This window comes from Salinisphaera orenii subsp. halophila YIM 95161, assembly GCF_003732545.1.
GTDB lineage: Bacteria > Pseudomonadota > Gammaproteobacteria > Nevskiales > Salinisphaeraceae > Salinisphaera > Salinisphaera orenii_A.
The window spans coordinates 90,897-114,285 of sequence record NZ_AYKF01000110.1 but is presented as its reverse complement, the minus strand read 5'-3'; the positions used below and the strand labels follow the sequence as shown (position 1 = coordinate 114,285).

21 protein-coding genes, 2 pseudogenes and 1 riboswitch are annotated in these 23,389 nt (G+C 70.9%); of the genes and pseudogenes, 7 read left to right on the top strand and 16 right to left on the bottom strand.

Features of this window, described 5'->3' with window-relative positions; genetic code table 11:
• Window positions 1-181: 181 nt before the first annotated feature.
• From SAHL_RS14105 to SAHL_RS14095, 3 genes are all read left to right on the top strand, one after another.
• Complete coding sequence (locus SAHL_RS14105; protein ID WP_123592053.1) at window positions 182-658, top strand: YbhB/YbcL family Raf kinase inhibitor-like protein; 477 nt, start codon at window positions 182-184, stop codon at window positions 656-658.
• A 539-nt stretch (window positions 659-1,197) separates the two neighbouring features.
• Window positions 1,198-1,623, top strand: a complete 426-nt coding sequence (locus SAHL_RS14100; RefSeq protein ID WP_123592052.1) for a VOC family protein — start codon at window positions 1,198-1,200, stop codon at window positions 1,621-1,623.
• Between the two features lie 83 nt (window positions 1,624-1,706).
• Window positions 1,707-2,330: a LysE family translocator gene (locus SAHL_RS14095; protein ID WP_123592051.1), complete on the top strand. Its 624-nt coding sequence runs from the start codon at window positions 1,707-1,709 to the stop codon at window positions 2,328-2,330.
• A 29-nt stretch (window positions 2,331-2,359) separates the two neighbouring features.
• Here SAHL_RS14095 and SAHL_RS14090 read toward each other — a convergent pair whose 3' ends face one another.
• The 12 genes from SAHL_RS14090 to btuB all read right to left on the bottom strand — a co-directional run bounded on the left by SAHL_RS14090 (window position 2,360) and on the right by btuB (window position 13,898).
• On the bottom strand, window positions 2,360-3,229 hold the full coding sequence (locus tag SAHL_RS14090) for a cobalamin-binding protein (RefSeq protein ID WP_123592060.1): 870 nt from the start codon (window positions 3,227-3,229) through the stop codon (window positions 2,360-2,362).
• A 179-nt stretch (window positions 3,230-3,408) separates the two neighbouring features.
• Window positions 3,409-4,335: an adenosylcobinamide-phosphate synthase CbiB gene (gene cbiB, locus SAHL_RS14085; protein WP_221177968.1), complete on the bottom strand. Its 927-nt coding sequence runs from the start codon at window positions 4,333-4,335 to the stop codon at window positions 3,409-3,411.
• A gap of 7 nt (window positions 4,336-4,342) precedes the next feature.
• Window positions 4,343-5,086: an adenosylcobinamide-GDP ribazoletransferase gene (cobS, locus tag SAHL_RS14080; RefSeq protein WP_123592059.1), complete on the bottom strand. Its 744-nt coding sequence runs from the start codon at window positions 5,084-5,086 to the stop codon at window positions 4,343-4,345.
• A 5-nt stretch (window positions 5,087-5,091) separates the two neighbouring features.
• A complete protein-coding gene (locus SAHL_RS14075; protein WP_123592049.1) occupies window positions 5,092-5,715 on the bottom strand; it encodes a histidine phosphatase family protein in 624 nt (207 codons plus the stop codon).
• Window positions 5,712-6,776 (bottom strand): nicotinate-nucleotide--dimethylbenzimidazole phosphoribosyltransferase, encoded by a 1,065-nt coding sequence (gene cobT / locus SAHL_RS14070; RefSeq protein ID WP_123592048.1) that lies wholly within the window; start codon window positions 6,774-6,776, stop codon window positions 5,712-5,714. The genes SAHL_RS14075 and cobT overlap by 4 nt, the downstream gene beginning before the upstream one ends.
• Window positions 6,773-7,306: a bifunctional adenosylcobinamide kinase/adenosylcobinamide-phosphate guanylyltransferase gene (gene cobU / locus SAHL_RS14065; RefSeq protein WP_123592047.1), complete on the bottom strand. Its 534-nt coding sequence runs from the start codon at window positions 7,304-7,306 to the stop codon at window positions 6,773-6,775. Before cobU ends, cobT begins: the two co-directional genes overlap by 4 nt.
• Complete coding sequence (locus tag SAHL_RS14060) at window positions 7,299-8,072, bottom strand: heme ABC transporter ATP-binding protein (RefSeq protein WP_123592046.1); 774 nt, start codon at window positions 8,070-8,072, stop codon at window positions 7,299-7,301. The genes cobU and SAHL_RS14060 overlap by 8 nt, the downstream gene beginning before the upstream one ends.
• Window positions 8,072-9,079 (bottom strand): FecCD family ABC transporter permease, encoded by a 1,008-nt coding sequence (locus tag SAHL_RS14055; protein ID WP_123592045.1) that lies wholly within the window; start codon window positions 9,077-9,079, stop codon window positions 8,072-8,074. The genes SAHL_RS14060 and SAHL_RS14055 overlap by 1 nt, the downstream gene beginning before the upstream one ends.
• Window positions 9,076-10,512, bottom strand: coding sequence for a cobyric acid synthase (locus SAHL_RS14050; protein ID WP_245968544.1), 1,437 nt, complete (start codon window positions 10,510-10,512; stop codon window positions 9,076-9,078). The genes SAHL_RS14055 and SAHL_RS14050 overlap by 4 nt, the downstream gene beginning before the upstream one ends.
• A complete protein-coding gene (locus tag SAHL_RS14045; RefSeq protein WP_184947720.1) occupies window positions 10,502-11,245 on the bottom strand; it encodes an adenosylcobinamide amidohydrolase in 744 nt (247 codons plus the stop codon). Before SAHL_RS14045 ends, SAHL_RS14050 begins: the two co-directional genes overlap by 11 nt.
• 59 nt (window positions 11,246-11,304) lie before the next feature.
• Window positions 11,305-11,928 (bottom strand): cob(I)yrinic acid a,c-diamide adenosyltransferase, encoded by a 624-nt coding sequence (gene cobO / locus SAHL_RS14040; protein ID WP_123592043.1) that lies wholly within the window; start codon window positions 11,926-11,928, stop codon window positions 11,305-11,307.
• Window positions 11,929-11,981: 53 nt separating this feature from the next.
• Window positions 11,982-13,898: a TonB-dependent vitamin B12 receptor gene (gene btuB, locus SAHL_RS14035; RefSeq protein ID WP_123592042.1), complete on the bottom strand. Its 1,917-nt coding sequence runs from the start codon at window positions 13,896-13,898 to the stop codon at window positions 11,982-11,984.
• A 136-nt stretch (window positions 13,899-14,034) separates the two neighbouring features.
• Window positions 14,035-14,256, bottom strand: a riboswitch (cobalamin riboswitch).
• A 119-nt stretch (window positions 14,257-14,375) separates the two neighbouring features.
• On the opposite strand from btuB, the pseudogene SAHL_RS14030 reads away from it, so the two are divergent.
• Window positions 14,376-15,417 (top strand): annotated as a pseudogene (locus SAHL_RS14030) (homocysteine S-methyltransferase family protein); the annotation flags it as partial.
• Between the two features lie 132 nt (window positions 15,418-15,549).
• A pseudogene (metH, locus tag SAHL_RS14025) lies at window positions 15,550-18,273 on the top strand (methionine synthase); the annotation flags it as partial.
• A 37-nt stretch (window positions 18,274-18,310) separates the two neighbouring features.
• On the opposite strand, the gene SAHL_RS14020 reads toward metH, so the two are convergent.
• The 3 genes from SAHL_RS14020 to SAHL_RS14010 all read right to left on the bottom strand — a co-directional run bounded on the left by SAHL_RS14020 (window position 18,311) and on the right by SAHL_RS14010 (window position 20,461).
• Window positions 18,311-19,288: a DUF2235 domain-containing protein gene (locus SAHL_RS14020; RefSeq protein ID WP_123592039.1), complete on the bottom strand. Its 978-nt coding sequence runs from the start codon at window positions 19,286-19,288 to the stop codon at window positions 18,311-18,313.
• A 137-nt stretch (window positions 19,289-19,425) separates the two neighbouring features.
• Window positions 19,426-19,956, bottom strand: coding sequence for a cytochrome b (locus tag SAHL_RS14015; RefSeq protein WP_123592038.1), 531 nt, complete (start codon window positions 19,954-19,956; stop codon window positions 19,426-19,428).
• A gap of 103 nt (window positions 19,957-20,059) precedes the next feature.
• A complete protein-coding gene (locus SAHL_RS14010; RefSeq protein WP_184947717.1) occupies window positions 20,060-20,461 on the bottom strand; it encodes a hypothetical protein in 402 nt (133 codons plus the stop codon).
• Between the two features lie 351 nt (window positions 20,462-20,812).
• Between SAHL_RS14010 and hslO the strand changes: the two genes are divergently transcribed.
• Window positions 20,813-21,706, top strand: coding sequence for an Hsp33 family molecular chaperone HslO (gene hslO, locus SAHL_RS14005; protein ID WP_123592036.1), 894 nt, complete (start codon window positions 20,813-20,815; stop codon window positions 21,704-21,706).
• Window positions 21,707-21,772: 66 nt separating this feature from the next.
• Complete coding sequence (locus SAHL_RS14000; RefSeq protein WP_221177966.1) at window positions 21,773-22,657, top strand: MBL fold metallo-hydrolase; 885 nt, start codon at window positions 21,773-21,775, stop codon at window positions 22,655-22,657.
• Between the two features lie 21 nt (window positions 22,658-22,678).
• Here the strand turns inward: SAHL_RS14000 and SAHL_RS13995 are convergent, their stop codons facing one another.
• Window positions 22,679-23,380, bottom strand: a complete 702-nt coding sequence (locus tag SAHL_RS13995; RefSeq protein ID WP_184947715.1) for an NADPH-dependent F420 reductase — start codon at window positions 23,378-23,380, stop codon at window positions 22,679-22,681.
• Window positions 23,381-23,389 lie beyond the last annotated feature (9 nt).

The window sequence follows — 23,389 nt, the reverse complement described above, 5'->3', positions numbered from 1 at the left end:
GGGGGGGGGGGGGGAGCCGCAAGCGCTCGGTCTCGGCCGGGCGCCGGGCCGCGGCTGGGACGACGCGCGAGCCGCACGGCCGGCTGCGTCTGTCGCACGCCCCGTCGCACGGCGCCACTTCAAGAGATCGGTGCTTGCGGGTTAGGCTTGGCGCCAACTTCGTTCGGACAAGGAATTCGACATGGCATTCGCTCTCTCGAACACGGCGGTCAGCAGCAGCGCCTTCGGCACCCACGGCACCATCCCGGCCCGGCACAGTCCGGAAGCCGACAATCTCTCGCCGGCACTGGCCTGGCAGGGCGCGCCGGAGGGCGCCAAATCGTTTGCCGTGATCTGCCACGACCCGGACGCGCCGCTGATCCAGAACGGCACCTACGGTTTCGTTCACTGGCTGCTCTACAACCTGCCGGCTTCGACCAGCGAGCTCGCCGAGGGCACCGACAAGGGCACCGCCGGCGTCAACGACTTCGGCGAACAGAACTACGGCGGACCCATGCCCCCCGAGGGCCACGGCGTGCACCACTATTATTTCTGGGTCCTGGCGCTGGACACGGGCCTGGATCTGCCGCCGGGCCTGAAGCTGCACGAGCTGCTCGACAAGGTCGAGCCGCACCTGCTCGGCATGAATCGTCTGGTGGGTACTTACCAGCGCGACTAGATATGGCCTGTCGGTCCGACGCACCCGGCCCGAACCGCCGCTCGCAATGATGAGCCCGCCGCGCGCGTAGCAGCGGGCGTACCAGGGCCGGGCTGGGCGAGGCCGCGGGACGCGCTCTCGAGCGTATCCGGCAGGGCCGGGCCGTTGTGCCGCAATCCAGCGTCACCGCTGCTCGTGCGGCACGGCACTTCCGGCGCCCGGTCCCGCACCCAGGCAGCCGGCGGCCCGTGGGTCGGGTCACCCGAACCCGGGCGCCACTCGCCCGGGCATGCGCCCGACCGGCGCGAGTTCAGCACCGCGCCGGCCTCGATCATTCGGGGCTTGGTGGCAGCGATGGTTCACGGCCATCGTCGCGCCCCTCGCCGAACGCGCCGGCGGCTCTGGCGTCAGCCGATTCCGAGCCCCGGGCGGCTTGGCGCCGCCCAGGGCGCGCTGGCACGTACGACACCGTCGCGAGTGTCGACGAGGTGTGTGGCTGGCACGATCACCCGAGTGCGGTTTATGGTCGCCGGGTCCGATCCACGCCGCCCGGAGTTCCCATGGCGCTGTCCCCCTTTCATCTCGCGATCCCGGTTCACGACCTGCCCGCGGCGCGCCGCTTCTACGGCGAGACCTTCGGCCTGTCCGAGGGCCGCTCCGACACCCAGTGGGTCGACTTCGACTTCTACGGCCACCAGCTCGTCATCCACGAGCACCCGAAGACGCTGGCCCAGGACGGTGCCCACACCAATCCCGTCGACGGCCACGACGTGCCGATCCCGCATTTCGGCATCGTGCTCGAGTGGGCGGAATGGGAGGCGCTGGCCGAGCGCCTGCGCGCCCGCGGCATCGATTTCGTGATCGAGCCGCACATCCGTTTCCGCGGCGAACCGGGCGAACAGGCGACCATGTTCCTGCTCGATCCCTGTGGCAACGCGCTGGAGTTCAAGGCCTTTCAGGACCGCGGCCAGCTGTTCGCGACCTGAGCACCGGCTCGACATCCGCGGCTGCTTGATTTCGCGGCCGCCGGCCGCCATCTCGCAGGGCTCGTTCCTCCAGCGCTTCCCTCATGCCCTCGCTGCCGGCCCTGACCGTGTTCGTGCCCACCTTCGTGCTCGTCTCGCTCACGCCCGGGATGTGCATGATGCTGTCGCTGAGTCTGGGCATGCGCCTGGGCGTGCGGCGCACACTGCCGATGATGGCCGGCGAGCTCGCCGGTGTCGGGCTGGTGGCGGTGGCCGCGGTGGTGGGTGCGGCCGCGCTCATGCTCCGCTATCCGGCGGCGTTCATGCTGCTGAAGTGGGGCGGCGGCGCCTATCTGGTCTATCTGGGGGTGATGATGTGGCGCGATCGCGGGCCCGCCGGGACCGTCGAAGCGGACTCGCGCACGACCGGCACGGGCCCGGCGAACCTGGCCGTCCAGGGCTTTGTGACCGCGGTCGCCAACCCCAAGGGCTGGGCCTTCTTCATCGCCCTGCTGCCGCCGTTTCTCGAGGCGTCGCAGCCGCTGGCGCCGCAGCTCGCACTATTGGTCGGGCTGATTCTCGGCATCGAGTTCTGCAGCCTGCTGCTCTATGCCGGTGGCGGCCAGCTGGTGCGCGATTTCCTGCACCAGCGGCGCAACGTCGTGCTGCTCAACCGCGTCGCCGGTACCCTGATGGCGGCCGTGGGCGTCTGGCTGGCGCTGGACTGAGACCGGCGTCGTCGCCGGCCGGGGCGGCGTCAGCGCGCGGCGTCGATGGCCTCGCAGAGCTGCCGGGCGCCGTCGAGCAGGCGCAGTGTCGGCCGCTGGATCAGATCGGGCGGCACGAAGTGCAGCTGGTCGTCGGCCACCGCCCGCAGTCCCGGCCAGGCGCGCCAGTCGTCCAGCCAGTCCGGCCGCTCGTCGCCCATGCCGCTGGCGACGATGACCTCCGGATCCCGGGCCAGCACCGACTCGATGCTCACCTTGGGCGCCAGCGTGGCCACGTCGGCGAAGATATTGCGGCCGCCGCACAGCCGGATGAGCTGGCCCACGAACTGGTCGCGCCCCAGCGTCTGCAGCGGTTCGTCCCAGACCTGGTAGAACACGCTGACCGGCGGCCGGTCGGCGTAGCGACGGCGCAGCGTCTCGATGCCCGCGCGAAAGCGCCGGGCGGCGACGGCAGCGGTCTCCGCGTGGCCGGCCAGACGGCCCAGGTCCACGATCGCGCGGGCGACGTCGTCCAGCCGCCGCGGCCGATCGACGTACACCGGAATACCGAGGGTGGCGAAGCGCTCGCGTGTGGCCCGCGAGCCGCCGTCGCCCGAGGCCCAGGCAACCACCAGATCGGGGTCGAGGGCGACGACCGCCTCCAGGCTGACGCTGGTGTAGCCGCCGACCTCGGGCAGGGCCCGCGCCGCGGCCGGATAGTCGCTGTGCGAGACCGCGCCCACCAGCGCCTCGCCGGCGCCGGCGGTGTAGAGATTCTCCACCAGATGCGGCGCCAGTGCGACGATGCGTTCGGCCGGCGCGTCCAGCTCGATCTCGCGACCGAGAAAGTCCGTGACCGCGACGCCTTCGCCCGGCCACGCCGCCGGCGCGAGGCCGAGCAGGAGCCCGACGAACAGCATCAGGCGCGGCGCGGCGTCGCCCACACGACGGCGGTCGATGCCGGGCGACAGGCCGAACGGCACAAGACCGTTCAACCCTCGCGCGACGCGTCGAAGCCATCCCCGGTCAGCGGCCGCCCGGCGCGCCGATGCCGGCACGACAGCCGTGGTGCGGCGACGCCGATGACCGCCGATCTCCATCACAGAACAACGTCGAGGCCGACGATGACCGCGCACCAGAGCACGAGCGCGCGCCCGATCAGGGCGAGCGCGCGGCGAACGTCACCGTCGGCCGGCGGCGCGCCGCAGCCCAGCACCGGGCGTGCGCGCTGCTGTCCGTGATAGCGCGCCGCGCCGCCGAGGCGCAGGCCGAGCGCGCCGGCGCCGGCGCTCATCACCGGCCCCGCGTTCGGGCTGTCGCAGGCGCCGGCCTGCGCGCGCCAGCAGGCCAGCGCCGCGCGGCGGTCGCCCACCAGGGCGAGGCTCGCCGCGCTCGCCCGGGCCGGCAGCCAGTTCAGCAGATCGTCCAGGCGCGCCGCGGCCCAGCCGAAGCGACGCCATGCCGGCGTGCGATAGCCCCACATCGCGTCCAGGGTGTTGGCCAGCCGATGGCCGATCACCAGCGCCGCGGCCGCCGCCGGGCCGCCGACCAGGCCGCCGACGGCAAACCAGAACAGCGATGCGAAGACGCCGTCGCTCGCGTTTTCCAGCAGCGACTCGATCACCGCGCGCCGGATCGCCGCGGCGTCCATGGCGGCGGTCTCGCGGCTGACCAGACGCGCGACCGCACGGCGCGCCGCCGGCAGATCGCCGGCGGCCAGCGGCGCCGCTACGGCCTGGCCGTGTTCACGCAGACTGCGGGCGGCGATGCACAGACTCGCCAGCACGGCGGCCACCATCCAGCCGACGGCCGCCGGCAGCAGGACGACGGCCAGCGCCGTCGCCACCCCCGGCAACAACACCAGCAGCGCCACCGCGAGCACGCCGCCGATACGCCCGTGCGGCTGCAGATCGCGGCCCACGCGCGTGGCCAGCGCGCCGAAGCCGACGACCGGATGCAGACGCCGCGGCTCGCCCAGCAGCCGATCGAACAGAACTGCGGCCAGCATCGCCAGACTCAGCCCCACGCCGGACTCAAACCGTGAGCGCGGCCGCGACCACCACGGCCAGCTCCACGCATTCGATCAGGCCGCCGACGACGTCGCCAGTGTAGCCGCCGATACGGCGCTGCCAGAGCCCGCGCCAGGCCGCGCCGGCGGCGATCGCCGCGGCCAGCAGAATCAGCCAGCGGCCCGGGCCGACGACGAACAGCCCGATGACCGCCACCGCGGCCACCGCCAGGGCCGTGGCCCGCCGCGGCAGCCACGCGGCCATGGCCGTGGCCAGGCCGCCGGACCGGCGATAGGCCGTGGTCGCCATGAGCACGGCCGCGCCCGAACGCGCAAGCACCGGCGCGGCGACCAGCGCCAGTGCATCCCCGGTCCCGACGAGGACCGTCAGCGCCGCGGCCTTGGTCAGCAGCAGCAGGACCAGTGCGACCACCGCCATCGGCCCGGCCGCCGGATCGCGCATGACCGCCAGACAGCGCTCGGGATCGCGGTGGCCGGCGAACCAGGCATCCGTGCAGTCGGCCAGACCGTCGAGATGCAGGGCACCGCTCAGCGCCACCCAGACCGCGAGGGTGAGCACCGCCGCGAGCCCCGCGTGCACGCCGGCCAGCAGCGCCGCGAAGCCGGCAACCAGCAGGCCGATCAGCAGCCCCACCAGCGGATAGCAGACCACCGACCGCCCGGAATCACGCGAGGCGACCGGCGTGTGCACCAGCGGCCCGACGGGCAGCGTGGTCAGCAGCGCGCAGGCGAGCCAGAAGGGTTGCAGGCGTTTCATGCGACGTCGTCCCCGCCGATGTTGTGTCCGACCAGCCGCAGCATGTCGCCTTGCGCCGCGTGCGTCACGCGGAGGCGGCTGAGGCAGGCGTAGGGCGTAGCCAGCCGCTGGATGGCGGTGCCCGGCATGGCGAGCAGATCGCCGAGCAGGGCGCGCATCAGCCCACCGTGGGTCACGATCACGCCGTGGCTGCCGCGGGCCGCGTCGATGCGATCGTCGAAGCCTTCGCGGGCGCGCGCCCGCACCGCCGCCAGCGCCTCGCCGCCGGGCGGCGGGTGGGCCTCGGGATCGGCCAGCCAGGCGGATGCCGCGGTCTCTTCCTCGGCCCAGACGTCGGCCACCGGCCGGCCTTCCCAGGCGCCGAAGGACATCTCGCGGAATCGGGCGTCCACGCCGCAGGCGAGACCGCGCTCGGCGGCCAGGGCCTCGGCGAAGGCCCGGCAGCGGATCAGCGGCGAGCTGGTCACCCACTGCCAGTCCGGCACGCCCGCGGCCACGCGCCGCAGCCGCGCCCAGCCCGCCGCGGCCAGGGCCACGTCCCGCGAGCCGCGGAAGATGGCGCCGCCCTCGCACTCGGCGTGGCGCAGCAGGTCGATGGTGGTGGTCGCGATCCCGGTCATTCGCCGCCCCCGTCGTCGGCCACGCCGGCATCGGCGAAGGTCGCCATCTCGGCATGCACCACCAGCGCCGAGCGCAGCAGGGACAGCGCAACGACCGCGCCGCTGCCCTCGCCGAGGCGCATGCCCAGATCCAGCAGCGGCGCCGCCTCGAGGGCGTCGAGGGCGCGGCCGTGACCGGCCTCGGCCGAGCGGTGGGCGAACAGCAGCCAGTCGCGCGTGCCGGGGTTGATCGCACAGGCGGCCAGGGCGGCGACGGTGGTGATGAAGCCGTCCACCAGCAACGGCACCCCGGCCTGGGCCGCGGCCACGAAGGCGCCCGCCAGGGCCGCGATCTCGAGCCCGCCGACCCGCTGCAGCACCGCGAGGGCGCGCTCGGGACCGGCCAGTCCCCGCCAGTCGCCGCCGTGGCGGGCCAGACCGGCGGCGATGGCCTCGTGCTTGCGCGCCAGGCCGGCGTCGTCCACGCCGGTGCCGCGACCGATCGCCGTCTCCGGCGCGACGTCGAGCAGGCCGGCCAGAACCGCCGCCGCGCTGGTGGTGTTGCCGATGCCCATCTCGCCGCCGATGAACAGCGACCCTGCCGCGTCGACCCGTGCGCGGCCGGCGGCGAGCGCGGCCTCCATCAGCGGCGGCGTCAGTGCCGGCGCCACGGTGAAATCCGCGCTGCCGGGTGCCAGCTGCAGGTCGAGCACGCCGGCGGCGGCCGGCAGCGGCTCGACCGTGCCCAGATTGACCACGCTCAGACGCGCGTCGCCGGCGCGCGCGAGCACGGCCACCGCGGCGCCGCCGGTGGCGAAGTTGGCGATCATCTGCCCGGTGACCGCCTGCGGAAAGGCCGAGACCCCGCGCGCCGCCACGCCGTGATCGGCGGCGAACACGCAGACATCGACATGCTCCAGCCGGGGCATGGCGCGCCCCTGCCAGCCGGCGAAGTCCTCGGCCAGGGTCTCCAGCCGGCCGAGGGCCCCGGGCGGCTTGGTCAGCTGTCGCTGACGGGCGCGCGCCGCCGCCCGGGCCGTGGGGTCGATGGCCGCGGTGGGCCGCAGCAGCCAGTCGTTCATGGGCAGTCGTCCTTCAGGGTCGTCGGCAGGCCGGCCACCACCAGGGTGACGCGGGCGCAGGTCGCGGCCAGACGCTGGTGCAGGCGCCCGGCCTCGTCCACGAACGTGCGCGAGAGCGCGCCCATCGGCACCACGCCGGAGCCGACCTCGTTGCTGACCAGCAGCAGGCGGGCACGGCTGGCCGCGACCGCCGCCAGCAGCGCCTCGCGTTCGGCGGGCCAGCAGTCTTCGGTGAGTGCGTTGGTCAGCCACAGGGTGAGGCAGTCGACCAGCACGCAGGTGCCGGGCGCGTCGTGGCGGGCCAGCGCGGCGGCCAGATCCAGCGGCGCCTCGACCGTCTCCCAGCGCGGGTCGCGCCGGGCCCGGTGGCGGTCGATGCGGTCCTGCATCTCCGAATCCTGCGCCCGGGCGGTGGCCACATAGACCCAGCGGCCGACGCCGCCCGCCGCCAGCGCGCGGGCTTCGGCGAAGGCGGACTTGCCGCTGCGGGCCCCGCCGAGCACCAGATGTGCGCACCTACCCTCAGCCATGCAGCACCACCGGCGTATGGGTGCGCGGATGCGTCATCACACAGGCATCGGCATCGAAAAGGCGGCGCATGGTATCGACCGTGACGACATCGGACGGCACGCCCTGAGCCACGGCCGCGCCGTCGCGCAGCGCGAGCATGCGATCGGCGTGGCGCGCGGCCAGGCTGATGTCGTGCAGCACCACGACCACGGCCGCACCGCCGGCGGCGAAGGCCGCGATGCGATCCATGACCAGCGCCTGATGGCCGATGTCCAGCGCGGCCACCGGCTCGTCGAGCAGCAGCAGGCGCTCGCCGGCGTCCTCCGGGCGCCAGATCTGGGCGAGCACGCGGGCCAGCTGGACCCGCTGCTTCTCGCCGCCCGACAGCCGCGGGTACAGCCGGCGGCGCAGATGATCGATGTCGGTGGCCGCACAGACCGCCTCGATCACGGCCCGGTCGGCGACCGCGCCTGAGGCGTGCGGGGTGCGCCCGAGGGCCACCACCTCGTCCACCGTGAACGGGAAATCGAGCGTGCTCGCCTGCGGCAACAGCGCCAGTCGACAGGCCCGCTCGCGATCGCCGAGCGCGGTCAGCGGCCGGCCGCCGACACGGATGTCGCCGCGGGCGGGGGCGTGATCGCCGATCAGCGTGTGCAGCAGGCTGGACTTGCCGGCGCCGTTGGGCCCGATCACGGCCAGCCGCTCGCCGGCGGCCAGATGGAACGACAGCCCGCGGAGCAGGGTCCGGCCGCCGCGGGCGACATCGACGTCGGCCACCTCGAGCATCACGGCATCCCGTATTCGCGCCGCCGCCGCAGCAGCGAGATGAAGAACGGCGCCCCCAGCAGCGCGGTGAGCAGCCCCACAGGCAGCTCGCTCGGGGCGATCACGAGGCGCGCCAGGGTGTCCGCGGCCAGCAGCAGCACCGCGCCGGCGAGCGCCGAGGCCGGCAGCAGCCCGCGGTGGTCCGGCCCGATCAGCATGCGCACCACATGCGGCACCACCAGCCCGACGAAGGCGATGGCTCCGGCCACCGCCACCGAGACCCCGACCCCGGCCGCGGCCAGAAGCACCAGCCGGCGCTTGACCGCATCCACGGCCACGCCCAGATGGCGCGCCTCGGATTCGCCCAGCAGCAGGGCGTTGAGCGCGTTCGCCTGGGCCGGCAGAACGCCGAGGATGACCACGGCCACGGCGGCCACGATGGCCACCCGCGGCCAGTTCGCGCCGTCCAGACCGCCCATGCGCCAGAGGCTGATCCGGCGCAGCATGTCGTTGCTGGCATAGAACTCAAGCAGCGAGGACAGGCTGCCGGCGATCGCGCCGATGGCGATGCCGGCCAGCAGCATGGTCGCCACCGACGTGCCGGCGGCGTCGGTGGCCAGCCGGTAGACGACGATCACGGCCAGAGTGCCGCCGGCGAAGGCGCCCAGCGAGACCAGCGACAGCCCCGCCAGCCCGGACAGGGCGCCGCCGAAGACGATGGCCAGGCTGGCGCCGGCCGAGGCCCCGGCGGTCACTCCGATCAGCGAGGGATCGGCCAGCGGATTGCGGAACAGCCCCTGCATGGCCGCGCCGCAGACCGCCAGCAGCGCGCCCACCAGGGCGGTGAGCACGGCGCGCGGCGCGCGGATGTGCTGCACGATCAGCCCGAGCCGGGCGTCGTCGCCCTGGCCGAGCAGCGCCGCGAACACACCGGCGGGCGGCAGCGCCACCGCGCCCAGCAGGATCGCCACCAGCAGCGCCGCCGGCAGCGCCAGTGTCAGCACGACGAGCAGCGTGCGCGGCTTCACGGCAGCCGGTCCAGATCGATGGCGGCCTCGACGGCGTCGGCCAACCGCTCCAGTTCCGCCTCTCGGATCGCGTGCTGGTCGACCGCCTGGCCATCGACCAATCCCGCCCAGGCCAGCAGGGCGTCACAGCCGGCGGCGGTGTCGAACAGGCCGTGCAGATAAGTGCCGGCGATCTGTCCGTCCGCCGAGATCGCGCCGTCGGGGCCGTCGGCCAGGGCCACGAACGGCCGCGCCAGCGCGGCCCCGGTGGTGTGGCCGCAGTGGATGCGATAGCCGCGCACCGCACCGCCCGCGACCAGCGTGCCGGCCACGTTCTGCAGGTGTTTCTCGGTGTCGATCGTGGTCTCCAGATCGAGCAGGCCCAGCCCCGCGGTGGTGCCGGGCGCGTCCTCCACGCCGTCCGGATCGGCCACGCTGCGCCCCAGCATCTGGTAGCCGCCGCAGATGCCGAGCAGCTTGCCACCGTAGCGCAGGTGCCGTCGGATATGGTCGTCCCAGCCGCGCTCGCGCAGGAAGGCGAGGTCCGCACGCACGTTCTTGGAGCCGGGCAGCACGATCAGGTCCGCGCCGCCCGGGCGATCGCCCGGGCCGACCCAGCGCAGGTCCACCTGCGGGTGCAATCGCAGGGCGTCGAGGTCGGTGTGGTTGGAGATGCGCGGCAGGGCCGGCACCTCGACCACCAGCCGGGGCTCGCCGTCCAGGCGCTGGTCGCGCGCGATCGCGTCCTCGGCCTCCAGATGCAGACCGGTCAGCCAGGGCAGCACGCCGAACACCGGCTTGCCGGTATGGGCCTCGAGCCAGTCGAGACCGGACTGCAGCAGGGCGATATCGCCGCGGAAGCGATTGATCACGAACCCGGCCACCCGGTCGCGTTCGGAGTCGGACAGCAGCGCCAGCGTCCCCACGATCTGGGCGAACACGCCGCCCTTGTCGATATCGGCGACCAGGATCACCGGACAGTCCACGGCCTCGGCGAAGCCCATGTTGGCGATATCGCCGTCGCGCAGATTGATTTCGGCGGGGCTGCCCGCGCCCTCGACCAGCACCCGATCGTGGGCCGCGGCCAGACGGGCGTGCGAGGCGCGCACGGCGGCCATCGCGACGCGCTTGTAGTCGTGATAGGCGCCGGCGCCCATCGCCCCGACGGCGCGGCCGTGGACGATGACCTGGGCGCCGGTGTCGCTGGAGGGCTTGATCAGCACCGGGCTCATGTCGATGGTCGGCGCCAGCCCGCAGGCCTGGGCCTGGACCGCCTGAGCGCGGGCGATCTCGCCGCCGTCGACCGACACCGCGCTGTTGAGCGACATGTTCTGCGGCTTGAACGGGGCCACCGCCACGCCGCGCCGATGCCAGGCGCGGGCGAGCCCGGCGACCAGGGTCGACTTGCCGGCGTCGGTGGCCGTGCCCTGGATCATGAGCGTCCTAGCGGGCATGGGCCGCTCCCCGCATCCCCGCCAGCGCGTCGCCGAGCGCGGCGATCATCAGCCGCGCCGCGAGCTCGCCGAAACGGGTGTGCTTGCCGGTGTAGGCCAGCGGCGCGCCGTCGAGGCCGGCGAAGACCGCGGTGGCGTCGGTCCCGGTGCCGGTGGCCGGCGCGCCCGCGACGGGGCTGGTCACGCCGTGATCGATCAGGGTCGCCGTCTTGGCCTCGGTGAGCGTGGCCAGCGTCTCGGCACAGGCCGCCGGCGTCAACGCCAGACTGGTCCCGAAGGCACAGTTGATGGTGCCGACCGGCTCATCACCAAGCGGCCCATCACCGGCCGGCACCAGCTCGGCGCCGTCGGCGGGGTCCCCGGCGCGGCGGGCGTTGGCCAGACCCGCGGTGAGCAGCAGACACAGCGTGTGGCCGGCCTCGCGGACGCTGGCCAGCCGCAGCCGGTGCATCCAGGCGCCGGTCATCATGCCCACGCTGTCGGCGGGCAAGCCTCGTGCCGCCGCGGTCTCGGCGACCAGCGCGGCGGGCCCGCCGGCGTGCCGGGGCGCGGCGGAATCAACGGTCATGTTGCAGAAACCGCCGGCCTGCCCCCAGCCGCCATTGACCAGCGCCGAACTGAGCACCGGGCGCGGGCGATCGAAGAGCACGCCGACGGCCCCGCGATCGACGCGGCCGTGCCAGCCGGGCGGCAGCGCACCGGCGGGCGGGGCGAGCGGCGCCGCATCGTCCACCAGCGCTTCGGCCGACCAGCATGCCGGCGCGCCGTGCGCGTTGTCGTCCGCAGCGGCGATCAGTAGTCCACGCCCCGCCGCGCCTTGATGCCGGCCTTGAAGGCGTGCTTGACGTTGTCGACCTCGGAGACCGTGTCGGCCAGATCGCGCAGGGCCGAACCGCCGCCGCGACCGGTGACGATCACCGACTGCTCCTGCGGCCGGTTCGCGATCGCATCCAGCACGCGCTGCTCGTCCAGATACTTGTAGCCAAGCATGTAGGTCAGCTCGTCGATGACGACCAGATCGTAGGAGGCATCGCGCAGCATCGGTTCGACATAGCCCCAGGTCCGCTCGGCGGCTTCGATGTCGCCCGAGCGACCCTGGGTGTTCCACGTGAATCCAGTACCCATCTGGTGGAAATCCACCTGCGGGCAGTGATCGCGCAGATAGAGCTCCTCACCGGAGAGCTGCACGCCCTTGATGAACTGCACCACGCCGATCTTCTGGCCGTAGCCCAGCGCGCGCATGACCATGCCGAAGGCCGAGGAGGACTTGCCCTTGCCCTTGCCGGTGATGAACACGAACACGCCGCGTTCGGTGTCCGCGGCCTCGATCGCGGCGTCCACGCGATCCTTTTGCTTCGCCATCGCGGCCTTGTGGCGTCGATCCTTGTCGGTATCAGTCGGTGTCTCGTCGCTCATGGTGGCTCCGGTCGGGGCCGCAGCGGGCGCGTCGGCTCCGCTGCGGCATCGGTTTACTGCGGCTGGTAGCGCAGCGTGAAGAAGACATTGCGGTCGGCCTGATTGTAGAACCGTGCGGTCTCGTAGTCCTCGTCGAAGACATTGTTGAGCTGGGCCTGCAGCCGCCAGTCGCGTGCGACATCCATCGCGACGCGCAGATCCACGAGCTGATAGCTGTCCAGCTCGTTCTGATTAGCCAGGTCGTCATAGCTCGAATCCGCCAGCGTCAGGCTCGCGCCCGCACTGTAGCGCCCGAACGCACGATCCACATCGAACTGCGCGGAATATGCGGGCCGGCGCGGCAGGTCGTTGCCCCGATCGGCGCCGTCCGTGCGATTCTCGGCCTCCAGCCAGGTGAACTGCGTGTTGAGCTGCCACTCGGCGATGGTCGTGCCGAGGCTGGCCTCGGCGCCGCGGATCCGCGTCTCCTGAATGTTCGCGGGGCCGAAGGTGGCCGCGTCGTAAGCGATCAGATCGTCGATTTCGGTCTGGTAGGCGCGCAGCGACCACTGGCCCCAGTCGTGATCGGCGTCGAGGCCGATCTCCACACTCTCCGACTCCTCGGGGTCGAGATCGGGATTGCCGTAGTCCGGAAAATACAGCTCGTTGAACGTGGGCGCCTTGAACGCCGTGCCGTAGGAGGCGCTGAGCCGATAGGTCTCGGTCAGATCGAAGCCGTAGGTGGCCGAACCCGTGGCGTGCTCGCCGAACTGCTCGTTGTCGTCGCCGCGGCCGGCGAGCTGGACGTGATGCCGGCCCCAGTCGCCGAGGTACTGCACGAACACGGCGCTGTTGTCGCGGCTGTCCTCGAGCGCATCGCCGGTGAAATCGTTGCGGCGATCGCCGTCGTTGTCGCCGTCGACGCTCTCGTGCTCGTAGTCCAGGCCCAGCGTCAGCAGATCGTCGTTCGGCAACGTCCAGTCGTTCTGCCAGGTGACTTGATGACGCTGCGTCTCGAAGGCGGTGACGTAGACGCCGTCCAGGAAGTTGTCGGCGTCGTCCTGGCTGTTGCCGTAGGACAGCCGGGTGCGCCAGGCCTCGACCGGCCGCCAGGTCAGCGACGTGCCGATGATCTGCTGGATGCTGTCGCTCGCGTTCTGGGCCGTACCGTCGAACTCGACGTCGGCCTGCGAACGCAGGAAATTGAGATCCCACTCGACGCCGTTGTCGAAGATGTGGCCGTAATCAAAGGCCAGCGAGACGCGATCGTAACCGTCGTCGTCCGGTTCGTCGGCGAAACAGCCGCCGGCGCCGGCCGCCTCCGAGCGACAGGAGTCGAAACCGTCGGTCCGGCGCCCGGTCACGCTCAGGTTGTAGTGCGAGTTCTCGTCGCTGCCCGAGACGCCGACCTGGCCCTCATAGGTGCCGTCGCTGCCGGCCCCGAGCTGGAAGTAGGGCCGCGTGCCGCGCGTGCCCCGGCCGTCGCGGGTGAAGATCTGGATCACGCCGCCGATCGCATCCGCACCGTACAGCGACGAACGCGGGCCGCGCACGATCTCGATGCGTTCGATCTGTTCGACCGGCAGATCCTCGATGGCGGCCTGGCCGGCGGTCGCCGAGCGGTATTCGACGCCGTCGACGAGCACCAGCGTGTGATCGGATTCGGTCCCGCGCAGAAAGATCGAGGTGGACTTGCCCGGGCCGCCGTTGTTGGCGATGGACACGCCCGGCGTGCGCCGCAGCACGTCGCGCGCCGAACGCGCCTGCAGCCGCTCGATGTCGGCGCGCGTGACCACGGTGGTCGGCGCCAGCGTCTGCGACTCGCGCTGCGGCGTGCGCGTGGCCGTGACCTGGATGCTGTCGAGCCGATCGGCTTCGCCGGACCGGGCCTCGGCGGACGGCGCCGCGAACGTCACGGGCGCGGCAGTCGTGAACACGCCGGCGATCGCCAGCGCTACGGCGCGGCGGCCGCCGCGGTATGGATGATTCATCGGTTCCCCCTGAACTGGGACGCGCGCACCCGCGCGCCGGAAAACGGCGCGGCCGCGATCGGAGAAAACCGGAAAACGGGCGCGAGTCCGCATGCTCGCGGGGCGCCCATCAGCCGACCATCGCCCGCCGCGATGCCGTCACCCCAAGCGACAGGCCGGTCTCCGGGCTTGCGAGCGGCTTTCGCCCGTCTGCCGCGCCTTCCCGGGCGGATGCCCAGTGGCCCATGCGGTGACGCTGACTCGCTTACCGTTGCGGGGGCAGCGCCGGCCTTGTCTGCACGCTGGGCGCGCGACGCACCGGCTTCCCGTTTCGATCCGCGGCAGCTCGGCCGCGGATACCTGTAGCGTGGAAGAGCCTAGATAGCGCGCTTGACGGCGTCAAGCCGGCGCCGACACGGGTCGGCGATTCCGGCCCGATTTTCCGCCTATCCGGATAAGCGGATATACTGTGTGGCCTCACTTCGCGACATCTGTTACATGAGCGACCAGCGAAACGAGCTGCTGCACGCCGCACTCGCCGACCGGATTCTGGTGCTGGACGGCGCCATGGGCACCATGATCCAGAACCACGATCCGGACGAGTCCGAGTATCGCGGCGAGCGCTTTGCCGACTGGGACAGCGATCTCAAGGGTAACAACGACCTGCTGACGCTGACCTATCCGGACCTCATCCACGAGATCAGCTCGGCGTATGCCGAGGCCGGGTCGGACATCATCACGACCAACACCTTCTCCTCGACGACCATCGCCCAGGCCGACTATCACATGGAGGACCTGGCGGCGGAACTCAATCGCGAGGGGGCCCGGATCGCGCGCGAGGTCGCCGACGAATACAGCACCGAGGAGCGGCCGCGCTTCGTCGCCGGGGTGATCGGCCCGACCAACCGCACCGCCTCGATCTCGCCGGACGTCAACGACCCCGGCAAGCGCAACACCGACTTCAACGAGCTGGCCCAGGCCTACGGCGAGGCCGCCGAGGCCCTGCTCGAGGGCGGCGTCGACATCATCCTGATGGAGACGATCTTCGACACACTCAACGCCAAGGCCGCGATCTACGCCTATCGCCGGCTCCTGCGCGAGCGCGACATCGACGTGCCGCTGATGATCTCGGGCACGATCACCGACGCCTCGGGCCGCACGCTCTCGGGCCAGACTACCGAGGCCTTCTACAACTCGGTCGCCCACGCCCGGCCGCTGACCATGGGCCTGAACTGCGCGCTGGGCCCGGACGCGCTGCGCCAGTACGTCGAGGAGATGTCGCGGATCACGCCCTGCTACACGCACGCCTACCCGAACGCGGGCCTGCCCAACGAGTTCGGCGAGTACGACCTGCAGCCGGACGAGATGGCCGAGCACATCGGCGAATGGGCGGAATCGGGTCTGCTCAACATGGCCGGGGGCTGCTGCGGCTCCACACCCGAGCATATCGGCGCGATCGCCGATGCGGTCGCGGGCAAGACGCCACGCCAGCGTCCCGAGATCAAGCGCGCGATGCGCCTGTCGGGTCTCGAGCCGTTCACCGCATCGGCCTGAGAACCATCGCGCGGCAGCAGCCGCGCGTCATTTCAAGCCGCCCGGCCGCCGCGCCTCGCGCGCGCCGGGCGTGACGTTTCACGGCGGTGCCGTTAGCGCAGCCGCCCCGACGAGGGTCTTCATGGACGCAAGCAACTTCATCAACATCGGCGAACGCACGAACGTCACCGGCAGCAAGCGCTTCATGCGCCTGATCAAGGAAGGCGACTACGACACCGCGCTGGACGTGGCCCGCAACCAGGTCGAGAACGGCGCCCAGGTCATCGACGTGAACATGGACGAGGGGATGCTGGATTCCCTCGAGGCCATGCGCCATTTCCTGAACCTGATCGCCGGCGAGCCGGACATCGCCAAGGTGCCGGTGATGGTCGACTCGTCCAAGTGGGAGGTGATCGAGGCCGGCCTGCAGTGCATCCAGGGCAAGGGGATGGTCAATTCCATCTCGCTCAAGGAAGGCGAGGAGAAATTCCTCGACCAGGCCCAGGCTTGCCTGGACTACGGCGCGGCCGTGGTGGTCATGGCCTTCGACGAGGACGGCCAGGCCGACACCGAGGACCGCAAGGTCGAGATTGCCCAGCGTGCCTACGACATGCTGCTGGAAAAGCTCGATTTCCCGCCCGAGGACATCATCTTCGATCTCAACATCTTCGCGATCGCCACCGGCATCGAGGAGCACAACAACTACGCGGTCGATTTCATCAACGCGGTCAAGCGACTGCGTGAGACCTGCCCGCACGCCCACTTCTCCGGCGGGCTGTCGAACGTGTCATTCTCGTTCCGCGGCAACGAGACCGTGCGTCAGGCGATGCACTCGGTGTTTCTCTATCACGCCATCCCGACCGGTCTGGACATGGCCATCGTCAACGCCGGCCAGCTCGAGGTCTACGACGATATTCCCGAGGCGCTGCGCGAGGCTTGCGAGGACGTGGTGCTCAACAAGCGCGACGACGCTACCGAGCGCCTGCTCGATCTCGCCGAGGAATACAAGGGCAAGGGCAAGCAGAAGGATTCGAAGGAAGATCTCGCCTGGCGCGAATGGGAGGTCACCAAGCGCCTCGAGCATTCGCTGGTCAAGGGCATCGACACCTATGTCACCGAGGACACCGAAGAGGCCCGCCAGCAGGCCGACAAGCCGCTGGAGGTCATCGAAGGGCCGCTGATGGACGGCATGAACGTCGTCGGCGATCTGTTCGGCGACGGCAAGATGTTCCTGCCGCAGGTGGTGAAATCCGCGCGCGTGATGAAAAAGGCCGTGGCCTATCTGCTGCCCTATATCGAGGAAGAAAAGGACGAGGCCGACAAGGGCTCGAACAACGGCACCATCATCATGGCGACCGTGAAGGGCGACGTGCACGACATCGGCAAGAACATCGTCGGCGTGGTGCTCCAGTGCAACAACTTCGAGGTGATCGACCTCGGCGTGATGCAGCCGATGAACGAGATCCTGAGCGCCGCCGAGAAGCACGACGCGGACATCATCGGCCTGTCGGGCCTGATCACCCCGTCGCTCGACGAGATGGTCAACGTCGCCAGCGAGATGCAGCGCCGCGGCATGGACACCCCGCTGCTGATCGGCGGTGCCACGACCTCCCGCGCCCACACCGCAGTCAAGATCGACCCCCGCTACGACGGCGCCGTGATGTGGGTCAAGGACGCCAGCCGTTCGGTGCCGGTCGCCTCGCGCATGGTCGACAAGAAAGCCCGCGCGGAACTCGTGGACGAGCTCAAGGAAGACTACGACAAGCTGCGCGAGCGCCACGCCAACAAGAAGAAGGACAAATTCCTGACGCTGTCCGACGCCCGCGCCAACGGCGTGCAACTGGACTGGGAAAACTACGCGCCGCCGCGGCCGAAGCTGCCCGAGACAACCGAGTTCGGCGAGCGCCAGGCGCCGCCCCATGCCAAGAGCGGAGCCAACGGCGAGGCCACGCCCGAATCCGGCATGTACGTCTTCCGCGACTTTCCGATCGAGAAGCTCGTCGACACCATCGACTGGACGCCGTTCTTCCTGTCCTGGGAGATGAAGGGCCGCTACCCCGACATCCTCAACGATCCCAACAAGGGCCCGGAGGCGCGCAAGCTCTTCGACGAGGCCCAGGCCATGCTCAAGAAGATCGTCGAGGACAAGTGGCTCACCGCCAACGGCGTGGCCGGCCTGTTCCCGGCCAAGCGGGTCGGCGACGATATCCACGTGCTCTCGGACGATCGCAGCGAAACGGTGCAGGTTCTACACAACTTGCGCCAGCAGACCGAGCACCGCAAGGGCGTGCCCAACCGCTCGCTCGCCGACTTCATCGCCCCCGAGGATTCGGGCAAGGACGACTGGATCGGCGGTTTCGCCGTGACCGCGGGGCTGGGCTCCAAGGAGATCGTCGAGCGTTTCAAGGAACAGAACGACGACTACAACGCCATCCTCGTCGAAGCGCTGGCCGACCGCCTGGCCGAGTCCTTCGCCGAATGGCTGCACAAGTACGTGCGCGCCGAGCTGTGGGGCCACGCGCCGGACGAGTCGCTGGCCAACGAGGACCTGATCGGCGAGAAGTACGAGGGCATCCGTCCGGCGCCCGGCTATCCCGCCTGCCCGGAGCACACCGAGAAGGATGCGCTCTGGAAACTGCTGGACGTGGACAACACCACCGGCATCACGCTCACCGATTCGCGGGCGATGTGGCCCGGCGCGGCGGTGTCCGGCTGGTACTTCAGCCATCCCGAGTCACGCTATTTCGTGCTCGGCCGCGTGGCCAAGGATCAGGTCAAGGACTACGCCGAGCGCAAGGGCTGGGACATTGCCACCGCCGAAAAATGGATCGGCCCGAACCTCGGCTACGAGCCGGGCGGCTGAGCGTGCGCCGCCGCGGCCGGACCGCCGGCCGCGGTGCTCACGGCGCGGGCGGTCGCGCGCGCTCCGGCAGGTTGGCGGGGCGGTAGTCGGGCCGGCGTGCCAGACGCCGGGCGACCGAGACATGGATACAGGCATCCGCTGCGATACGGCGCACATGCGTGCCGAGCAATCGCCAGAACCCGCGATACGAATCGTGCAGCCGTCCCGCCGGATTCCCCTGCAGACGCGCACGGGCGTCCGGGGATACCCGCAGGCCTGCGGACTCGGCCTCGGCCAGTATCCAGCGCAGCGTGATGTCGGCCAGATCGCGGTCGACATAGCCGCCACCGATGTCGCTGTGCACGCCGGCGAACCAGCACTGGCGCACCCGCTGCCCCGACGCCAGCCGGCGCTCGTCCCAGAGCGTGGGCGCGAAACTGCGGCGTCTCTCATCGATGGCCAGCGCTTGCACCGCATGCGTCACGCCCGGACTCAGGCGGTTGTCGTGAAAACGCCGCAGCCGGAGCAGCAGGCCAAGCGCACCCACCGTCTCCCACACGCCGACGAAGTGCGGGGCACAGCCCGCGACCGGGCCCGTGCGCCGACGCGCGTCCGCGATATCGTCGCCGTCGAGGTAGGCGGCCACCACCGCGCCCGCGCGATCGCGACCGGCGCGATCGAGCACCCCGCACTGATCCACCAGCGACGCCAGCGAGCGCGCGGTGAAGGCACCACGGCTGAAGCCGAACACGAACAATCGGTCGCCCGGCTCGTAGGTGTCCACGAGATAGCGATACACCCGCGTCAGGTTCTGCTTGATGCCGTAGCCGAACGCCGCGCCCAGCGCCTTGCCGAGCGTGCGCCCGACGTTCAGCGAAAAGAAGTCGGCGCCGAAGGTGCCCACCCCGGGCTCGTAGCAGGCGCACTGCTTCGGCCCGTCGGGCGCCAGCGAATCGAACAGATGGGCGACGTTGGTGTTCACGCCGCCGAACTGACTGTTCGTGCCGTCGCAGCAGATGACGATGTTCTTGGGCAAGCGGCCCCCGTGGCGGCGCGTGTCATGGCCGGTGGGTAGCCGGACGGAGCGTTACCGTCGCAGGCGTTCGGTCCGCCAACAATCCGGATTTTCCGCAACCCGCCCGGTGACGCGGCCGCCACGAGCAACGGCCACACTCAGGTCATGCGCGCGAGCACCCCGTCGTGCCGGATCACGCGGTGATACAGCACCCCGGCCACATGCAGGCCCACGAGCGCCAGGACTGCCCAGGCGAGCCAGTAGTGGATCGCCGACAGCGTCTCGGCCAGCGCCGGCGACTCGCCCACCGGGCTCGGCACCGTGCCCAGCCCGAACCAGTCCAGCGGAAAACCGTGTGCGTTGGTGGCCAGAAAACCCACCACCGGCTGCGCGATCAACACGAGATAGAGCGCCCACTGGTTGGCGTGGGCCAGCCCCGCCAGAGCGCGCGGCAGGCCTGCCGGCGAGCCCGGCGTGGTGGTGAGAAAGCGCACGCACAGACGCGCCAGCATCAGCCAGAGCACGACGAAGCCCAGCGATTCGTGCCAGAAATAGAAGCCGGTCCGGACGTCGTCGCCCACCACCGAGATCAGCGCGCCCAGCGGCCAGACTGCGAAGACGAGCACGGCGACGAGCCAGTGAAAGCAACGGGCGAGCGGGTGGTAGCCCGCCTCCTGCGGCATCGACATGACCAATCTCCGGCTTGGGGCCTGTATCAGTCTACGCCGCGGCGCGCGCCGTCGTTGCAGCGCGACGATCGCCCGAGGGTCACCGCCGCGGGCGACAAAGGCCTCAGGCCGTGGCCGCGAGTTCGTAGGCGGCGAAGCGGCGCGGCGGACAGCACAGCACCAGCAGCAGTTCGCGGCCGGCCAGCCAGCGCGCGACCTCGCGGCCGTCGTCGTGATAATGCACCACGCGGCTCACCCAGCCGCGCCCGTCGGCCAGCAGCGTGCCGGTCGTCGTGACGCGGGGCAGACCGAGGATCGCCAGTGCCTGCGGCACCGTCGCCGGCGCAAGACCCCGTATCGCGACCGCCTCGGCCAGCACGCGCGTGTACGAGGTCATGCCGCAGAGGCGGCGCAGATCCTCGGCGTGACGCGCGATCGTCGCGTTGTTGCGATTCTGCATCGAGTGCTGACAATGGCTCATGAGCGTGACCTCCCGGACCTGCTGCCGCGACCTTCGGGGCACCATTCGCGCACTCCTGGCGCCACGGCCGTGCCCGATTTCATCATGCATAACCGGTGCCATACGGCACGGCGCGCGTCCGGGCTCCGCAGGGCCCGGACCGACCGCAAGCCAGGCCGACAAAGAGGCCGTCGTTGTCGCGTTCGCCGCGAGCGAGCGAGACCGGGCGATGCGCGCCCTTGCATTTGCAGCCGTACGCCACGGCCAGGCGGGCAAACGACGCTACACTGACATCGCGGCCACGATCCGGGCGGAAACCGGCCACACGAGCAGCGCGGTCGAGACCACACCGCGTCCCGAGTTGAAACCGACGTCCCGAGCGCACATTTCCCGTTCACATCCGAGACGAGTGCCGCCATGCCCGCCGATCATCTGCAACGCTTCCTGTTCGACGACACGCCGGTGCGCGGCGAGATCACGCAGCTGGAGGCGACCTATCAGGACGCCATCGCGCGCCACGACTATCCGGCGCCGATCGAACGCCAGCTCGGCGAGCTGCTGGCCGCCTGCGCGCTGCTGACCGCGACGGTCAAACTCGACGGCACGCTGAGCATCGAGATCCGCGGCAACGGTGCGCTGTCGCTGCTCATGGCCGAGTCCAACCCGGGCAGCACCGAGAGCGCCCAGCGGCTGCGCGGCATCGCCCGGTTCGACGACGCGGCGGTGGCCGCGCTCGACGAGCCGACCCTGGCCGCACTGGTCGGCGACGGCCGTGTGGTGATCACGCTCGATCCGGAGGACGGCCAGCGCTACCAGGGCATCGTCGACCTGGCCGCGGGCACCATCGCCGGCTGTCTCGAGAACTATTTCGCCCAGTCCGAGCAGCTGCCGACCCGGCTCTGGCTGGCCACGGACGCGCATCGGGCCGCCGGCCTGCTGATCCAGAAGCTGCCGGCGGCCGAGACCACCGCCGACCCGGAGGCCTGGGACCGCATCAACCATCTCGCCGCCACCATCACCGCCTCGGAACTGACCGCGCTGGAGCCCCGGCAGGTGCTCTACCGGCTGTTCCACGAGGAGGTGCCGCGGCTGTTCGAGCCGGCGCCGGTGATCTTTCGCTGCACCTGTTCGCGCGCGCGTTTCGGCCGCGCCCTGCACCAGCTCGGTGCCGAGGAGCTGCGCAGCGTGATCGCCGAACAGGGCGAGCTCGAAACCCAGTGCCACTTCTGCAACACGGTCTACACCTTCAGCCCGACCGATGTGGAGGCGCTGATCGAGGACCCCGACGCACCCTCGCCCACGCTGCAGTAGGCGTCCACCGCGGCACGCGCGCCGCGCTGGCATACTCCGGGCCATGATGCCCACCGCCCGCCGTGCATGAAGACACGACTGATCGCCGCCGCGGCGCTGCTCGCCGGCCTGCTGGTCCCGCTCGCCCCGGCCGGCGCCGCGGACTACGAGATCGAGCGCATGCAGGGCCACGTCTACCGTTTCACGGCGGGCAACTACCGTTCGGTGTTCATGGTGACCGACGCCGGCATCGTGGCCACGGACCCGATCGACGCCGAGGCCGCCGCCTGGCTAGGGCGGGAACTCGAGACGCGCTTCGACGTGCCCCTGCGCTACGTGATCTACAGCCACAACCACATGGACCACACCTACGGCGGTCGCGCGCTCGACGGCGAGGGCGTTCGCTTCGTCGCCCATCGGCTGGCGCGCGCCGATCTGGTGCACACCCGCGCCGACACGCGCATCCCCGAGCTGACGTTCAACGACGAGATGACGCTCCATCTCGGCGCCGCCCGGGTGCATCTGCGCTACCACGGCGCGAACAACGGCCGCGGCTCGATCAGCATGCACTTCCAGCCGGCCGACGTGATGCACGTGGTCGACTGGATCGTGCTCGGCCGCATGCCCTACCGGGATCTCAAGGGCTACGACATCCAGGGCATGATCGACAGCACCGACGAGATTCTGGCCACCGATTTCGATCTGTTCGTCGGCGGCCACGCCGAGGCCGGCAGCCGGGCCGACGTCGCCCGCTACCGCGACTACCTCGAACAGCTCTACACCCGGGTCCGCGACGGCATGCTCGCGGGCAAGTCGCTCGCCACCCTGCAGGACGAGATCCGCCTGCCCGCCTTCGACGATCTGCGCATGTACGACGAATGGCTGGCGCCGAACATCGCGGGCGTCTACCGCACGCTCAACGACCGCTCCTATATGGACATGCGTCCGGACGTGCCCGACACGCCCGAGTGATCACCGCGCCCGCGTCGGGGCTCAGTATTCGCGCGCGTTGTCCAGGCCGCCTTCGTAGACCGGCGTGCCGCCGGTGGCCTCGATCAGCGCCTCGGCGATGGGGCGCACGGATTCGTCGTTGGTGGTCCAGGGGATCTCGAAGTCGGCCGCCTCGACCGCGTCCGGCGACGGAAAGCTGGCGGCACCCTTGAGATTGAAGGCGCGGATGAAGCGGGTGCCCTCGAACAGGCGCGCCGAATAGACCGCCTCCCCGACCGCCTCGGCCTCGGCGGCGATCTCGCCGTCGCGATGGGCGAAGGCGTTGTCCACGTTCACCAGCACCTTGCCGGCCATCGCCTCGCCGTGCGCCTCGGCGATCGACGGCTCGGCGGCGTAGGGTACCGCCAGCGTGACGATATCGGCGCGCTCCACCGCGGCGCCCACCGCCATGGCCTCGGCGCCGTGACCGGCCGCGGCCACCACGTCGTCCAGCTCGTCCGGATGCCGGGTGGCGAATATCACGTGATAGCCGGCGGCCGCCCAGAGAGTGCCCAGCGCCTGGCCCATGTTGCCGGCGCCGACCATGGCGATGGTCCGCGACGGCTCGGACGCAGTGTTCTCGCCCGCCCCGGCCGCCGTGCCCGCCAGCATCAACAGGATCAGCGCCGAGACCGCCAGGCTAAGGCAGCCGGGGCGGCCGCGGCGAGCGCGCCGCGACGTGCGAAGCCGGTCGAATCGAAACATGGCCGTTCC

Excerpts from the sequence above, each read along its gene's own strand:
- SAHL_RS14105 (WP_123592053.1), top strand. The coding sequence starts at position 182 with ATGGCATTCGCTCTCTCGAACACGGCGGTCAGCAGCAGCGCCTTCGGC.
- SAHL_RS14100 (WP_123592052.1), top strand. The coding sequence starts at position 1,198 with ATGGCGCTGTCCCCCTTTCATCTCGCGATCCCGGTTCACGACCTGCCC.
- SAHL_RS14095 (WP_123592051.1), top strand. The coding sequence starts at position 1,707 with ATGCCCTCGCTGCCGGCCCTGACCGTGTTCGTGCCCACCTTCGTGCTC.
- SAHL_RS14090 (WP_123592060.1), bottom strand. The coding sequence starts at position 3,229 with ATGCTGTTCGTCGGGCTCCTGCTCGGCCTCGCGCCGGCGGCGTGGCCG.
- SAHL_RS14075 (WP_123592049.1), bottom strand. The coding sequence starts at position 5,715 with ATGACCGGGATCGCGACCACCACCATCGACCTGCTGCGCCACGCCGAG.
- cobT (WP_123592048.1), bottom strand. The coding sequence starts at position 6,776 with ATGAACGACTGGCTGCTGCGGCCCACCGCGGCCATCGACCCCACGGCC.
- cobU (WP_123592047.1), bottom strand. The coding sequence starts at position 7,306 with ATGGCTGAGGGTAGGTGCGCACATCTGGTGCTCGGCGGGGCCCGCAGC.
- SAHL_RS14060 (WP_123592046.1), bottom strand. The coding sequence starts at position 8,072 with ATGCTCGAGGTGGCCGACGTCGATGTCGCCCGCGGCGGCCGGACCCTG.
- SAHL_RS14050 (WP_245968544.1), bottom strand. The coding sequence starts at position 10,512 with ATGCCCGCTAGGACGCTCATGATCCAGGGCACGGCCACCGACGCCGGC.
- cobO (WP_123592043.1), bottom strand. The coding sequence starts at position 11,928 with ATGAGCGACGAGACACCGACTGATACCGACAAGGATCGACGCCACAAG.
- btuB (WP_123592042.1), bottom strand. The coding sequence starts at position 13,898 with ATGAATCATCCATACCGCGGCGGCCGCCGCGCCGTAGCGCTGGCGATC.
- SAHL_RS14015 (WP_123592038.1), bottom strand. The coding sequence starts at position 19,956 with ATGTCGATGCCGCAGGAGGCGGGCTACCACCCGCTCGCCCGTTGCTTT.
- SAHL_RS14010 (WP_184947717.1), bottom strand. The coding sequence starts at position 20,461 with ATGGTGCCCCGAAGGTCGCGGCAGCAGGTCCGGGAGGTCACGCTCATG.
- hslO (WP_123592036.1), top strand. The coding sequence starts at position 20,813 with ATGCCCGCCGATCATCTGCAACGCTTCCTGTTCGACGACACGCCGGTG.
- SAHL_RS14000 (WP_221177966.1), top strand. The coding sequence starts at position 21,773 with ATGAAGACACGACTGATCGCCGCCGCGGCGCTGCTCGCCGGCCTGCTG.
- SAHL_RS13995 (WP_184947715.1), bottom strand. The coding sequence starts at position 23,380 with ATGTTTCGATTCGACCGGCTTCGCACGTCGCGGCGCGCTCGCCGCGGC.